This window comes from Phenylobacterium sp. (assembly GCF_044358365.1).
GTDB lineage: Bacteria > Pseudomonadota > Alphaproteobacteria > Caulobacterales > Caulobacteraceae > Phenylobacterium.
In genome coordinates, this window is sequence record NZ_JBIKNZ010000034.1 from 18,975 (window position 1) to 34,088 (window position 15,114).

At 64.8% G+C, this 15,114-nt stretch carries 11 protein-coding genes; 5 read left to right on the plus strand and 6 right to left on the minus strand.

What is annotated here, in order from left to right; all coding sequences use genetic code 11:
* The first annotated feature begins 123 nt into the window (after nt 1–123).
* Both ACIQ3B_RS10850 and ACIQ3B_RS10855 read left to right on the plus strand, forming a co-directional pair.
* Nucleotides 124–1,128, plus strand: a complete 1,005-nt coding sequence (locus tag ACIQ3B_RS10850) for an NAD(P)H-dependent flavin oxidoreductase (protein WP_397402424.1) — start codon at nt 124–126, stop codon at nt 1,126–1,128.
* A gap of 96 nt (nt 1,129–1,224) precedes the next feature.
* Nucleotides 1,225–3,705: a TonB-dependent receptor gene (locus tag ACIQ3B_RS10855; protein ID WP_397402426.1), complete on the plus strand. Its 2,481-nt coding sequence runs from the start codon at nt 1,225–1,227 to the stop codon at nt 3,703–3,705.
* A 25-nt stretch (nt 3,706–3,730) separates the two neighbouring features.
* Here ACIQ3B_RS10855 and ACIQ3B_RS10860 read toward each other — a convergent pair whose 3' ends face one another.
* The 3 genes from ACIQ3B_RS10860 to ACIQ3B_RS10870 all read right to left on the minus strand — a co-directional run bounded on the left by ACIQ3B_RS10860 (nt 3,731) and on the right by ACIQ3B_RS10870 (nt 9,177).
* On the minus strand, nt 3,731–6,337 hold the full coding sequence (locus tag ACIQ3B_RS10860; protein WP_397402428.1) for a M1 family metallopeptidase: 2,607 nt from the start codon (nt 6,335–6,337) through the stop codon (nt 3,731–3,733).
* A 65-nt stretch (nt 6,338–6,402) separates the two neighbouring features.
* Nucleotides 6,403–7,827, minus strand: a complete 1,425-nt coding sequence (locus ACIQ3B_RS10865) for an MFS transporter (RefSeq protein ID WP_397402430.1) — start codon at nt 7,825–7,827, stop codon at nt 6,403–6,405.
* A gap of 150 nt (nt 7,828–7,977) precedes the next feature.
* The gene (locus ACIQ3B_RS10870; protein ID WP_397402432.1) at nt 7,978–9,177 is read right to left on the minus strand and encodes a CaiB/BaiF CoA transferase family protein; all 1,200 of its coding nucleotides are present in this window, start codon (nt 9,175–9,177) and stop codon (nt 7,978–7,980) included.
* A 114-nt stretch (nt 9,178–9,291) separates the two neighbouring features.
* On the opposite strand from ACIQ3B_RS10870, the gene ACIQ3B_RS10875 reads away from it, so the two are divergent.
* Complete coding sequence (locus tag ACIQ3B_RS10875) at nt 9,292–10,431, plus strand: DUF2336 domain-containing protein (RefSeq protein ID WP_397402434.1); 1,140 nt, start codon at nt 9,292–9,294, stop codon at nt 10,429–10,431.
* Nucleotides 10,432–10,472: 41 nt separating this feature from the next.
* Complete coding sequence (locus ACIQ3B_RS10880; protein ID WP_397402436.1) at nt 10,473–11,258, plus strand: NUDIX hydrolase; 786 nt, start codon at nt 10,473–10,475, stop codon at nt 11,256–11,258.
* Nucleotides 11,259–11,262: 4 nt separating this feature from the next.
* Here the strand turns inward: ACIQ3B_RS10880 and ACIQ3B_RS10885 are convergent, their stop codons facing one another.
* From ACIQ3B_RS10885 to ACIQ3B_RS10895, 3 genes are all read right to left on the minus strand, one after another.
* Nucleotides 11,263–11,748, minus strand: a complete 486-nt coding sequence (locus ACIQ3B_RS10885) for an Hpt domain-containing protein (protein WP_397402438.1) — start codon at nt 11,746–11,748, stop codon at nt 11,263–11,265.
* A gap of 68 nt (nt 11,749–11,816) precedes the next feature.
* On the minus strand, nt 11,817–12,596 hold the full coding sequence (locus tag ACIQ3B_RS10890; RefSeq protein WP_397402440.1) for an NAD kinase: 780 nt from the start codon (nt 12,594–12,596) through the stop codon (nt 11,817–11,819).
* Between the two features lie 50 nt (nt 12,597–12,646).
* Entirely contained in the window at nt 12,647–13,768 is a 1,122-nt protein-coding gene (locus ACIQ3B_RS10895; RefSeq protein ID WP_397402442.1) for a DUF2336 domain-containing protein, read from the minus strand.
* Nucleotides 13,769–13,882: 114 nt separating this feature from the next.
* Between ACIQ3B_RS10895 and ACIQ3B_RS10900 the strand changes: the two genes are divergently transcribed.
* Nucleotides 13,883–15,114 (plus strand): FGGY family carbohydrate kinase (locus ACIQ3B_RS10900; RefSeq protein WP_397402443.1); only part of this gene is annotated, 1,232 nt, incomplete at its 3' end.

Here is a 15,114-nt window from a genome sequence, read left to right on the forward strand (position 1 = left end):
TGCGCCCCGCGCGGGCCTGACGTCAAGTTCACCCAACGTGATCTCGCGGCTGAGCTACACTGTTGCGAAGCGCAAAAAGATATGCGTACAACGTAAATCTAACAACCGTTCGAGGATATGTCCATGGCTCTGCCCCCCGTCCTGCGTGACCGCCTGCGACTGCCCGTCATCGGCAGCCCGCTGTTCATCATCTCGACGCCGGACCTGGTGATCGCCCAGTGCAAGGCCGGGATCGTCGGATCCTTCCCGGCGCTCAATGCGCGGCCGGCGTCCCTGCTGGACGAGTGGCTGCACCGGATCACCGAGGAACTGGCCGAGTGGGACCGCGATCACCCGGACACCCCGTCGGCGCCCTTTGCGGTGAACCACATCGTTCACAAGTCGAACGACCGTCTGGAACACGATGTGGAGGCCTCCACCAAGTGGAAGGCGCCGATCATCATTACGTCTCTGGGCGCCCGCGAGGACGTCAACCAGGCGGCCCATTCCTACGGCGGCGTGGTGCTGCACGACGTGATCACCGACCGGTTCGCCCGCAAGGCGATCGAGAAGGGCGCCGACGGCTTGATCCCCGTGGCGGCCGGGGCAGGCGGCCACGCCGGCACGCTCTCGCCCTTCGCCATCGTTCACGCCCTGAGGGAGTGGTTTGACGGTCCGATCGCGCTGTCTGGCGCCATCGCCAATGGCCACGCGGTGCTGGGCGCCCAGGCCATGGGCGCGGACCTGGCCTATATCGGCTCGGCCTTCATCGCGACCCAGGAAGCCAACGCGGTTCAGGGCTACAAGGATATGATCGTCGCCTCGACCGGCGAGGACACTACTTATACCAACCTGTTCACCGGCGTTCACGGCAACTATCTGACGCCGTCGATCATTGCGGCGGGAATGGACCCCAACGATCTGCCCAAATCCGACCCCTCGGCGATGAACTTCGGCTCGGGCGGAAATCAGAAAGCCAAGGCCTGGCGCGACATCTGGGGCTGCGGCCAGGGCATTGGCGCGGTCAAGAACATCCCGACCGTCGCCGAGATGGTTGGAAGGCTTTCCGACGAGTACGAGCGGGCCAAGGCGGAACTGGCGACGAAGACGTCCTTCACCGCCGGCCGGGTGCTGCAGGCGGCTGAGTAGGGTTAGAAAATCTGCAAGGCCGAGCAGTCTAATTCTACTAACTAGATAGGAATTGAAGAGTTACTCATTTCCCTCAACGACCAGAGGGAAATGCGAATGTCTGCGTCTGCGCGCCTGTATCCGATGATCCGCCGCCTTGGCCTTGCGGCAATGCTTTGCAGTGCGTCCACGGCGGCGATGGCGCAAACCATCCCGGTCGAAGCCGCACCGACCGCGACCGCTGCGGCACGCGATGCCGCCGCGGCTGAGGCGGAGGCCAGCTCCACCGTCGACGAAGTGACTGTCACCGCCCGCCGTCGCGAGGAAACCGTCCAGACGGTGCCATTGGCGATCTCGGTTGTCGGCGGGGACAAGATCGACGCTACCGGCGCATTCAATGTCGGTCGCCTGCAGCAGCTCACGCCGACCTTGCAGTATTACTCCAGCAACCCCCGCAATACCGCAGTGAACATCCGTGGCCTCGGCGTGCCGTTCGGCCTTACCAGTGACGGTTTCGAACAGGGCGTCGGGTTCTATATCGACGACGTGTACAATTCGCGGGTGGCCACGGCGACGTTCGACTTCCTGGATGTCGCCCGGGTCGAGGTGTTGCGCGGCCCGCAGGGCACCTTGTACGGCAAGAACACCACAGCCGGTGCGGTGAACATCACCACCAATCAGCCGACCTTCGACTTCGAGGCCAAGGCCGAGGTGTCGTTCGGCAATCTGCAGTTCAAGCAGGCGAAGGCGGCGATCTCTGGACCGCTGACCGACACTTTGGCGGCGCGTCTTGCCGTCTCATCGACGACCCGACGCGGTTCGATCTACAACGTGACCAGCCGGCAATGGGTCAACGGTCAGGATAACCTGGGCATTCGCGGCCAACTGCTGTTCAGGCCTGACGATGCGCTCGCGATCGCACTGGCGGCCGACTACAGCACGCAGGACGCCGAATGTTGTGCACAGATCTTCGTGCGCACCGGGGCAACGCAGCGGCCGCTGAACCGCCAGTATGCCGCCCTTGCCGCCGCGCAGAACTACACGGTTGTCAGCACCAACCCCTTTGACCGGGTGACCGACGTCGACGCCAATCTCAATGCGGGTAACAAGATCGGCGGCGCCTCGGTGCGGGCCGTCTGGAATGTCGGACCCGGCACGCTGACGTCGGTCACGGCTTGGCGCTTCTGGGACTGGAAGCCGGAAAACGACCGCGACTTCCTGGGGCTGTCGATCGTTTCGAAGTCCCAGAACCCGTCGCAACAGGACCAGTACACGCAGGAACTGCGCTACAATTACGTCGGTGACCAGCTGGATTTCGTCGTCGGCGCCTTCGCCTTCAAGCAACGGATCGACACCCAGGGCACCGAGCAGCAGGGCCCTGCCTCCAGCCGGTGGAACATTGCGCCGAGCAATGTGCTTTCGAATGATCCGACTGTGCTGGACGGCCTGGTCGCCCGCAACACTCAGTATCTCAAAAGCACCAGCTTCGCGGTGTTCGGCCAGACGAGCTGGAAGGTCACTGACGCCCTGACGATCCAGCCCGGGGTTCGCTTGAACTACGACAAGAAGGAAGGCTTCTATCAGCGTCAGGTCTTCGACGGGCAGGGCGTTCCGGTACTGTTTGGTCAGACGGGTGCGCGTCGCGCGGCGCAGCTCGCGGTTTTCACGCCCCAGCTCAGCGCGCCCAGCTTTAGCGACTGGAACTTCAGCTACGACCTGACGGCCAGCTACAAGGTCACGTCCTCTGTGCTGGCCTATGTCACCTATGCCAAGAGCTTCAAAAGCGGCGGGATCAATCAGAACGGCCTTCCCACCGACGCGGCCGGCAATCCGATCCTGTCGGCGGGGAGCATCAAGCCCGAGGACGTCAGCCATTTCGAGGGCGGCCTGAAGACCCAGTTCTGGGACCGTCGGGCGACCTTGAACCTTTCGGCCTTCCGCACTGACATCAAGGACTATCAGGCCACGGTCACAAACGGCCAGCTCGGCGTCCTGCGCGGCTATCTCGCCAACGCGGGCAAGGTCCGCAGCCAGGGTTTCGAATTCGACTTCTCAGTGCGGCCAGGCCAGCGCTTCAACGCCTACGTGAACGGCGCCTACACCGATGCCGAGTACAAGAGATTCGTCGACGCGCCGTGCCCGCCGGAACGGTCAGGCGGTACGACGGTCGCTGCCGGCCAGGTCCCCAGCGCGCCCGGTACGCCCGGAGGCTTGAGTCCGGCCAATTGCGACATTTCCGGCCAGCGGCTGGCTGGCGTGTCCAAATGGAGCCTCTCGTTCGGCGCCGAGGCGAACACGCCGGCCAGGCTCCTCGGCAAGGAGGGAGAGGTTTACCTGGGCTATGACGGGAGCTACCGGTCCGGCTTCTCGTCCAACGCCTCGCCGTCGATCTACACCTATGTCGATGGCTACTCGCTGTCGAACTTCCGGGCCGGGTTCCGGATAGAAGACGGCCTCAACGTCTACGCCTGGGTGCGTAATGCGTTCGACGAGAACTACTTCGAACAGCTGGCCGTTGGCCCGGGCAACACCGGGCTGATTGCGGGGCAGCCCGGCGATCCGCGAACGTTCGGCCTGACGCTGAAGTCGGCGTTCTGAGCTGCGATCGGCGCCGGCCGCCTGATCAGCCGCCGTTCTTCGCCAGCCAGGCCTCCATCTCCGGCACCCGATCCTTGATCAGGCCCAGCCGGAAGCGGATCGACGCCGCCGCCTTCTCGACCTCGCCGATGGACGAGGTCGGGATCGTGGGGGCGTAGGCCGCCAGCTTTGCCAGCGTCGCCGGATCGCGCGAGATGGTCGCCAGTTGCGGGAAGAATGGCGCGCGCTGGCCCGGCTCCAGAAGCGCTTCGATCTTCGCGCGATTGGCGATGGCGAAGTCATAGGCCATCTCCGGGAAGGACCCGGCGACAGCGCCGATGATGCCCGGGGCCTCGGTCGGGCTGGGTTCGCCGCTGAGCGCCAGCTTCAGGGTCCGTGCGGCCAGCACCGGGTCCGAACTGGCGCCGAGGTAGCTGTAGAGCCGGGCGCGGTCGGTGATGTCCTTCGAGGCCTTGGCCTGTTGGTGTATCGCTTCCCATATCTTCGCGTCGGCGGTCGAGGCCACGATGGACAGCACCGTCAGGCGTCCGGCGCCCCGCAGGCTCGAGGGATCAGCCAGATAAAGGTCGAACCGGCGGCGGGCCTCGGCGATGGTCGCGGCATCGGCCAGATCGCCCAGGGTGGTCAGAACCGAGCGGCGCAGGATGGCGTCGTTATCGGCCTCGCCGGGCTTGGCGTCCCAGCCCAGTCGCGCGGCGATGGGGGCGGCGCGATTGATCGCGAAGGCGCGATAGGCGGCGCGGCCGGGGCGACCCTCGAAAAGCCAGTCGAGGCCAGCCAACTGATCGGACAGGGTCTGCAGCATGATCGGCTCGCCAGCCGCCGGCGCGTTCTTCACCAGAGCCAGGAAGTCGCTCATGGGCACAACGCCGATCTCGCCCAGCGCGCGGCTGTCGTAGAGCAGGCCCAGCTGGTCCGCCGCCTTCAATCCGGCGAACCCCGGCGCCAGCTTGGCCCAGAGCTCGGGGGAATAGGCCGTCCGGAAGTAGCTGGTCTGGCCGGCGTTGACGACGACGGGGCCGGCGATTGGCGCGGCGACGGGCGAGGCGGCGCTGACCAGACCCTGCCACTGGCCGTTGGATCCGACGACGTTGACCGGCGTGCGCCAGGTGCGCGGCGTGCGCTGGCTGGCGTCGGCGCCGAAGCGTTCCTGGGTCATGACAATACCGCTGCTCGTCGATTGAACCCGGATCATCGGCACCCCGGCCTGCAGGGTGAAGTCGTGCGCCGTGCCGGTGATCTTGCGGGGTGAGGCCTTGTCGAGCTCGACCCACAGGTCGTTGGAGACCGTGTTTCCGTAAGCGTACTTCTTGATGTAGCTGCGGACGCCGGCTCTGAAGGCCTCTTCACCGACATAGGATTCCAGCATGCGGATAACCGCCTGGCCCTTCAGGTAGGTGATCGCGTCAAAGGCGGTGGCCGCGGCAAAAACATCCGGAATGTCGGTGATGACCGGATGGGTGCCGGCCCGGCTGTCCAGACGCATGGCGCCCTGCTGGCCGGCCTGGGTTGAGAGCCAAGTGTTCCACTCGGGGTGGAAATGATCGGTTGCCTTGTTCTCCATCCAGGAGGCGAAGCCTTCGTTCAGCCAGATGTCATCCCACCAATCCATGGTGACAAGATTGCCGAACCACTGGTGGGCTAGTTCGTGGGCGATGACCGTGAAGACGTTCTGCTTGTCGCTCTCGGTCGACAGCTTGGGATCAATCAGGACGATATAGTCGAAGTAGAAGACGGCCCCCCAGTTCTCCATGGCGGCGAAGAACTGGCTCTGGCCAGGGCCGGCGATCATGTCCAGCTTGGGCAAGGGGTACGGGGTGTCGAAGTAGTCATTGAAATAGCCGAGCAGCTTGACGGCGGATTCCAGCGCATAGCGGCCCTTTTCAGCGTCACCCTTGCGGACCACGACGCCGACATCGGTGTCGCCAACTTTCTGACTGATGCGCTCGAAATCGCCCAGGGCGAAGAACAGCAGATAGGAGCTCATCTTCGGGCTGTCCTGGAAGCGGACGGTGCGAGTTCCCGGGCTCCCGGCCACATCGCTGGCGACCGGCATGTTGGAGATCGGCATCTGGCCTTCGGGGCTCACCACCGACAGGGCGAAGACCGACTTGATCCCGGGCTCATCCCACATGGGCGCAAAGCGGCGGCCGTCGGAGTTCTGGAACTGCGTGAAGAGCGCGCGCTTCTGGGCGCCGTCCGAGCCCTCATAGTCGAGCGCGAACATTCCGGAGGCCTGCTGGTAGATCTTCCCCGTATAGTCGATCGACAGGGTGTAGCGGCCAGGCGCCAGGCGTTGAGGGAATACGAACGCGACGGTTTCCTGTTTGGTGTCGGCGACAATGCGCGGCGTCGCCGACTGACCGCTCAGGGACGCCTTGCCAAGGGTGAGATCGGCGGCGTTGAGCACGATCCGGTCGGTGGCGCGCACGACGGTCAAGGCAATGTCGGCGCGGCCTGTGAATCGCAGGTTGGCGGCGTCCGGCGTGATCGTGATGTCGTAGCGATCAGGACGCACATCGGTCGGCAGGACGATGCGCTGGGCCTTTGCAGCGGGCTTGGCGACCGGGGCAGCGAGGGCCGGCGATCCAAATGCCAGCAGCGACGCGGCCAGGACAGCGAGAAACTTCATGCTCAGGGACCTTGAATGTAGGGGCTGAAAATGGCGCGCACCATAGCAGGGCGGCAAACCTATGCCTAGCTGGGCTTTCTGTCGTTCATTTCGTCGCCGGCGTCCCTGGGCAAGCGGAAGAACCAGAACATCGAGATCAGGGTAACCGCGCCGATCACCGTAAAGGCCGGCGAGACCACGGCTACGGTCAGGCGCGTCTCGCCTTCCAGCCGCATCAGGAAGGTCAACAGGCTGGCCGACAATCCGATGCCGACAGACTGGACCAGTTGCTGGGCCATGGACGAGGTGGTTGCCGCCTTGCTCATCTGCTCCTGATCAATGTCTGCGTAGGCCATGCCGTTCAGCGAACTGAACTGCAGGGACCGGAAAAAGCCGCCGACCCCCAGAATGGCGGCGATGACCCAATGCGGCCAGTCCGGGCGGAACAGCGAATAGGCCATGAAGCTGGCGCCCACGATCACCGCATTGACCAGCAGCACGGAGCGAAACCCGAACCGGCGCAGGATCGGCGGTGCGGCGGTTTTCATCAGCAACGCGCCGAGAGCCGAGATGCAGGTCATGGTCCCGGCGGCCAGCGCCGACAGACCGAACGCCACCTGCAGCAGCATCGCCAGCAGGAACGGGTTGGCCCCCATCGCGACGCGCATGAAGGCTCCGCCCAGCACCGAGGCCGCGAAGGTGGGCTTCGAAAAGATCGACAGGTCAACGGCCGCGTGAGGTGTGCGTTTCGCATGCCAGCCATAGACTGCAAGCGCGGTCAGACCGGCCGCGAAAAGGCCTGTAATGGCCAGGGGCGATATCGCATCCCGGCTGAGGTTCTCGAACCCGAAGATCAGGGCGGCAAGACCCAGCCCCGTCAGCAGGATGCCCGGAATGTCTACCGGTGGCGCGTCGGTCTCGCGCACCTCCGGGATGAAGCGCCATGAGAGGATCAGGCCCGTCACGGCGATGGGCAGGTTCATGAAGAAGATCCAGCGCCAGTCGGCAAAGGTGACGATGGCTCCGCCCAGCACTGGCCCCACCACGGGCCCCAACAGCGCCGGCATGGTGACCACCGACAACGCCCCCACCAGCTCTCGTTTGGGTGTGGTGCGCAGCAGAACCAACCGCCCAACCGGCATCAGGGTTGCGCCCGCCGCGCCCTGGATGAACCGCGCGGCGATCAGCTGCCACAAGGTCTCCGACACCCCGCAGGCGATCGCGCCCACAGCGTATAGCACGATGGAACTCATGAACACGCGCCGTGCCCCGAACCGGTCCGCAAGCCACCCGCTGAGCGGCAGGAAAATCGCCGCGGACAGCAAGTAGACGGTGATGGCGATGTTGAGCCTGAGTGGTTCGACTCCGAAGGTTTTTGCCATGGCCGGCAGTGCATTGGCGATCACAGTCGCATTCAGCGTCTGCATCAGCAGAGCCGAGCCGATGATGGCCAGCACAAGCCAGCCGCGGGTGATTGGGCCGCTATCGCCGGGGGACTCGACGTCGCTCATGGCTTTGGGCCTAACAGGCGGGGGCGGGCGGACGCAACCATGCGGTTCCGCCGCAGAAGCGGCCGAGCAGGCTCGGCGTCCCGTCAGGATCCAGGCGCCACACGAAAACACGAATGCGTCCGCGAGGCCCGTGGAACCGGACCGTGGAAATCAATCTGCCGCAGCCCCGGCCGTCAGCATGGCCTGGATCGCCGCCTCGCCGTAGCCCAACTCGGCCAGAACTTCGCGGGTGTGTTCGCCCAGTCTTGGTGCGCGCGGGCGCACCGTGGCGTCGGCGCCGGGGAATCTGGCCGGGGCGGCGGGGGAGCGGAAGGTTCCGCCCTGGCCATCCTCGACGTCGATGAATGCGCCGGCGGCGGCGGCCTGGGGATCAGCGGCGACGTCGGCCGGGGTCTGGACGGCGGACCAGACAAGGTCGGCCTCGTCGAGCCGGCGCGCGATCTCGTCAAAGGGCAGGGCGGCGAAGGCGCCGTCGAACGCTTCGGTGAGCGGTCGGGCGTTTTCGCGCCGCGCCTTGCCGGTGGCGAAGCGCTCGTCGGTCACCAGATCCGGGCGGCCGGCGACGGCGCAGAACTTTTCCCAGCCGCCACTGGAGCCGCGGGGATTGTGGATGAACCAGCGGTCGTCTGAGCTCCTGTAGAAATTGGACATGGCGTTGACGGGATTGTTGCGGGGGCGGTTCGAGGCCAGGCGGCCGAACTTCAGCTGAACCGCGAGGTCGGAGCTGACGGTCCAGATGCCGGTGGCCAGCAGCGACGTCTGCACCAGCCGCCCAATGCCGGTCTTCTCCCGCTCATAGAGGGCGGCCAGGATCGCCGAAACGGTGGCCAGCGAGGTGGTGTGATCGCCGAAACCCGTGCGCAGCATGAAGGGTTCCGTCCCCTTGGGCGCCATCATGTTGGCCACGCCCGCGCGGGCCCAGAAGGCGGTGACGTCGAAGCCGGGCTTGTGCGCCTCCGGACCCTCAAGGCCGTAGCCCGTGATCACAGCATAGACGAGGCGCGGATTGGCCGCACGCAGGCTGGCGTCGTCTAGGCCATAGCGCTTGAGGGACACGGGCCGCACATTGGTGAGGAACACGTCCGCGCCTTCAGCCAGCTTCGCGAGCGCATCGCGGCCTTCCGGCTGGGTGATGTCCAGGACGATCCCGCGCTTGCCGCGGTTATCCAGGTCGAAGATCGGGTTGGCGCCGAGGTCGCTCTTGAGATCACCGAATACGTGGCGCATTGAATCCCCGCCGGGTCGCTCCACCTTGATCACATCGGCGCCCCAGTCGCCCAGAATGCATGCCGCGCCGGGGCCAGCGATGTAGGCGGAAAAATCGATAACCTTGAGACCCTTGAGCAGCACGCCTTTTCTCCTGTTTTGGCCAGTCTAGCGGCGTGGCAATCTTTCGTTAAGGCGCCACCGGCACTGTCATTGTCCGGGACCCCGGTTGCACGTTGGGCAGGGAATGGTTCGCCGATGGCGATGACGCGATCAGCGCTGACGGATGAGGATGTCCGGACGCTGGTGAAAGGCGCCACGCCGGACGAGCGCGCCCGCGCCGCGCGCAAACTATGCGTCACCATCGAGCGGCAGCCCCTGAGCGACGAAGATCGCGCGCTGGCGGCGGATATCCTGCGGGTAATGGCGGCGGATGCGGCCGAACTGGTGCGTGCGGCCATTGTCGACACACTCAGGTCTTCTCCGGCCGTGCCGCGCGATGTGGCTATGCGACTGGCTCGCGACGTGGAGGCGGTCTCCCTGCCGATGCTGGCGTTTTCGCCGGCGTTCACGGACGATGATCTGGCCGATATCGTGCGGCTGGGCGGTCCGGTGCGACAGCTCGCGGTGGCCAAGCGACCGACCTTGTCGAGCGTGGTCACCGACAGCCTCGCCGAGCACGGCGGAGAACGCGCCGTGGCGGCGGCCTGCGCCAACCCCGGGGCGGATTTCGCAGCGTCCGCGCTTGATCGGGTGATCGACCGGTTTGCCGCCTCGGAACAGGTGCTTGGCGCTGTGGCCTACCGCGCGGTGCTGCCGCTTTCCATCACTGAGCGACTGGTCTCACTGGTGTCTGATCAGGTGCGGACGCATCTGATCGCCCACCACGCCATCAGCGCCGTCCAGGCGCTGGAGATCGCCACAGGCGCAGCTGAACGTGTGACGGTTGATCTGGTCGATCAGGCCGGACGCACGACGGACGTCAAGGCGTTCGTCGGGCATCTGTACACCCAGCGGCGACTTACCGCGTCATTGTTGCTGCGCGGTTTGGCCCACGGACACATGACGTTCTTCGAGTGGGGCGTGGCTGAATTGGCCGGTATCCCGCATCACCGCACCTGGCTGATGATCCATGATGCAGGGCCTCTGGGCCTTCGCGCCATCTATGAGAGGGCGGGATTGCCGGCCCGTCTATTCCCTGCCTTCCGCGCCGCAGTTGATACTTTTCACGCCATGGAGTTCGACGGTGGCGCACAGGATCAGGCGCGGTTCCAGCAGCGGATGCTGGAGCGTTTCCTGACCCAGCCCGAATCCGTGGCCCGCGAAGACGTCGACTATCTGTTGCAGCGCATGAGCGATGGTGCGCTGGCGATGCGTGAGGTGGAACTCGTCGCCTGAGGCGCTTGCCTCTTGCGGAACCAGGTTCCAAGCTGGCGACCATGAGCACGACTCCCCAGCCCGCTGAAACCAAGCTGTCAGCCACCATCTTGCTGCTGCGCGATACCCCCGCCTTCGAAGTGTTGATGGTGAAGCGCCATCACCAGATCGACTTCGCTTCCGGCGCGCTGGTGTTTCCGGGCGGCAAGATGCACGCTGGCGATCAGGACCCTGCCTGGTCGGATCACTGTCTGGGATGGGACGCATTTGATGATGAGCAGCGCGTGCTGCGCATCGGCGCCATTCGCGAGGCGTTCGAGGAGGCGGGCATCCTGCTGGCGGATCGGCGGGACGGTTCGACCTTCGGCGAAGCCTGCGACCTTTCGGTCCGCGAGGCGGTTGATCGCGGCGAAACTGCGTTTCTCGATGTTGTGCGGGACCTGGGCGTGCAACTTCGCCTGGACGCCCTGACCGTGTTTGCGCGCTGGATCACCCCGGTGATGATGCCGAAACGTTTTGACACCTGGTTCTATGCCGTGCGTGCGCCGTCGGATCAGGTGGCGGCCTGCGACGGGCGCGAGACGGTGGACGCCGAATGGATTGCGCCGGCTGAAATCCTGCGGATGGAGGCGGCCGGCGAACGCACCGTCATCTTTCCGACCCGGATGAACGTCCAGCTTTTGGCGGAGGCGCGCGATGCGGCCGACTGCGTTTCACGGGCCGAGGCCCGGACGCTGGTCACGGTTCTGCCCAGGGTGGAGGTCCGCGGCGAATCCCGGTTTCTGGTGCTGCCACCGGATGCCGGCTACGGTGACGTCGCCGAGCCGATGTCACGTATCGGCGGCTGAGAGATCAGGCTCCGAACTTCTCGATACGGCTTTCCAGTTCCTTGACGAGTATATTGCCCACCGGATGATCGTCGGTCTTGATGCCGTCGCGGACGGCGGCCTTGATCGCGTCGATATGAGCGTCGATCAGGGCCATCGGCGCCTCAAGGCGCTTTGATCTGTCGTCGATCAGGCGGCAGAGAAGTCCTGCAATCCGGGTGACCAGGGGAAATCCATAGGTAGCGCCCAGGCCCTTCAGGTCGTGGGCGCGCAGATAGAGAGATTCCATGTTCTCGGGGCTGGGTCCCTCGCTGCGAACGGTTGCCCGGACATTCTCCAGGTTGGCGATCTCGTCATCAAGCCACTGAGCGAAGTTGCCGGAGAGGCTTTTCAGCGCGGCTTCTGCCTTGGCGATGGCAGCCGGGTCTATACCCCCCATCCGTCCTGAGCCGACGCGCGTACGCAAGGCGTCTGGGGCCTGGATGGTTTGGCCAAACTTTGGCTGGCTCAAGGGACTCTCCTGCAGACAACTGCTTAGTGATAGCGCGAACCGGTTAATGAGCCGCGAAAGGCGGGAGTTCAGGCGGAAAACTGCTCTGCAAGCACCCGCTCACCAAGGCTGCGGCCGGCGTCGAACAGCATGCAGACGGCGACATCGCGGTCCTCGGCAATGTAGACTTCCAGGACGTTGGGGGCTTCGAAGTTGTCAGCCACGGCGCTGACCGGCCTTTTCGGAGCCTCCAGCACCTCCAGTCTCAGGCGCGCCGCCTGAGCTAGAAGCGCGCCACGCCAGCGCCGGGGCCGAAAGGCGCTTATTGGGGTGAGCGCCAGAATTTTGGAATCCAGAGGAATGATCGGGCCGTGCGCCGAAAGGTTGTAAGCGGTCGACCCCATGGGCGTGGAAATCAGCGCGCCGTCACAGATGAGTTCCGGGAGGCGCACTTTCCCGTCGACCGAGATTCGAAGTTTGGCCGCTTGCCGCGTGGTGCGCAGAAGGCTGACTTCGTTGAAGGCCAGGGCCTCATGCATGACGCCATCCACATCCACGGCCTGCATCCTGAGGGGATGAATCTCCGCCTGTTCGGCGGCGTTGATCCGGCTCAGGAGGTCATCGTCGACAAACTCATTCATCAGGAAGCCGACGGAACCCTTGTTCATGCCGTAGATGGGTTTGCCCGAGGCCATCAGTCCATGAACCGTCTCCAGCATGAACCCGTCGCCACCCAGCGCGACGATCACCTGGGCGTCGTCGATACCCGCGTCGCCATACCGCTTGGCCAGCTTGTCGCGGGCTTCCATCGCCTCGGGGCGGCTGCTGGCCACGAAGGTGAGGCGGGTCACGAAGGGCTTGTTTTTCATCGAAAGCCAGAAATGCCGATGCGCGAGCGCATGTCAAACAGCTGTTGGGATCAGGCGACGTACAGGGCCCTGACAGCCTGACCAAACGCCACCCGTGCAACCTCCGGCGACACCGGGGCAAAGGCAACGGCAGCCTTTCGGGCGCCCTCGGCCCCGCCGCCGGGCGAGCCATCGTTCAAGCGACGCGCCATATCCAGAATGTCCGGGAAGACACTTCTGTCGATCCCGACGGCGACGCAGGCCAGCGCCAGCAGTTCAGGGCGATCCGAGTCCAGCGCGGCCTTGACCTGGGTGATCTCGAACCGTCCCAGGGCGGCCAGCGCCACTGTGAACAAGCCAAGACGGCCTTCGCGGAGGGCTCGCACCAGATAGGCCGGGCGAAGCTGGCCAGCGGCTAACAGCTTGTTGACCAGCCGTTCTTCCATGACCTGTTGCTCGCCTTCGCGCATGGTGCGGGGCGGTGCGTCCGGGGCTACCGGGGGTGTACCGGCGTGAGCCTCGGCGACGGAGGTGGCCATCGCCTGATCAAACAGCTCCATATCGAGCCGGAACCTTTGAGACAGGCTCTGCCGCAGGGCGAGTCCCACCCAAAGGTAGAGGCGTCGCGCCAGGGATTCCGAAAGCTTGGGATGTCGGGACAGGGGCGTGCGAATGCCCGCTATTTCTCGCGCCGCTTCGACCAGGACCGCCATGTCTTCGTCCGAGAGTTCAGCGGTGTCGTTGCCGGCCAGGGCAGTCATGACGGCAGGTTCGGCTTGTTCCAGGATCGCGGCGATGACGCTGCGAGAGACGAATGGACGCCGCGCTACCTCGATCTGATGCTCGATGGTGGCCTCGACCAGAAGTCGCACCAGATCTGCGTCTTCCAGAACCGGGCTGAAGGCGATCACGGGTCTGGCAATCTCGATTTCATCAAGCGCCAAAACGTTGATCATGGCGTTTGGCGCCCAATCGGCGTACGCCAGCTTCTGTGAGAGGCGACGACGGATATCGCGTTCGGCCTCGACCACCAGACTCATGAAGATAGAGCTGAGGAGGGCCTGAATCCCTTCAGCCTTCATCGCCTCGTTGGCATAGGGCGCTCCGCACAGGTCCGCGATCGCCAGCAGAAGGCGTTCACGGTCCGCCGGCTGGCGGCTCTTGGCGAGATCGAGCAGACTTTCGCTGCTCATCGCGAGGCTCAACGCCGGATCCCTCCATTCTAAAGCGAACGCGGCTAAGGTTAAGGTGACGGCAGGCGATGAAGAGTTGCTTAAGACCACAAGTCAGGGAAGGAATCCGCGACCATGACAAAACCGCTCATTCTGGCGCTGGACCAGGGCACCACTAGCACCCGGGCAATACTTTTCTCCACGGACGGAACCGCCATCTCCGAGGCCGGTCGGCCGCTGGAGCAGCACTATCCTCATGACGGCTGGGTAGAGCACGACGCCGAGGAAATCTTCGCCGCGTCTGTCGCTGTGCTGCGCGAGGCGGTCGAGCGATCTGGAAGGAGCCTCTCGGAGGTGGCCGCCATCGGCGTTGCTAACCAGCGAGAGACAGTCGTTGTCTGGGATCGCCGGACCGGAAAACCTATCCACAACGCCATCGTGTGGCAGGATCGCCGTACAGAACCGCTATGCGAGCGCCTGCGGAGCGAAGGGCGCGAGGGGCGCGTCACCGAGGTTACCGGTCTGTTGCTGGACCCCTATTTCTCCGGAACCAAGATCGCCTGGCTTCTGGACACGGTGCCCGGCGCGCGGGTAGCGGCCGAGGCGGGCGATCTGTTGGCCGGCACCATGGACACCTGGGTGATCTGGAAACTGACGGGCGGACGGGTCCACGCCACCGACGCCACAAACGCCTCCCGCACGCTGCTCTATGATCTCAGGGGCGGGGACTGGTCGGCCGAGATGGCGGCGATGTTGAACGTTCCCCTGACGTCGATGCCGCAGGTCCTGGACTGCGCCGGGGATTATGGCGTCGCCGATCCAGCGATCCTGGGCGCCGAGATCCCGATCCGGGGCGTGGCCGGCGATCAGCAATCTGCGCTGATGGGACAGGGGTGCATCCGCCCTGGCGAGATGAAGGCCACCTACGGAACGGGGTGTTTCATGCTGCTGAACACAGGCGAGTCCGCGCCTGTGTCACAGGCCCGGCTGCTGACGACCGTCGCTGCTCAGGTTGCGGGGCGACGCACCTATGCCCTGGAAGGTTCGATCTTCATCGCCGGTGCGGCGATCCAGTGGCTGGGTCAGGGATTGGGAATAGCCGGTGGCCCGCAAGCGGCGGAAGCACTTGCTGCGCAGGCCAATGACGATCTGGGCGTGGTTCTTGTACCGGCCTTTACGGGGCTGGGCGCGCCCTGGTGGGATGCAGACGCCCGAGGCGCAATTTTTGGACTGACTCGAGACGCCGGACTTCCCGAAATTGCGCGTGCCGCATTCGACGCCTGCGCACTGCAGACGCGTGATCTGATCGAGGCCATGCGTTCGGATGCGCCGGACGCTCTGGCGGGCGTCCCTGAATTGCGGATCGA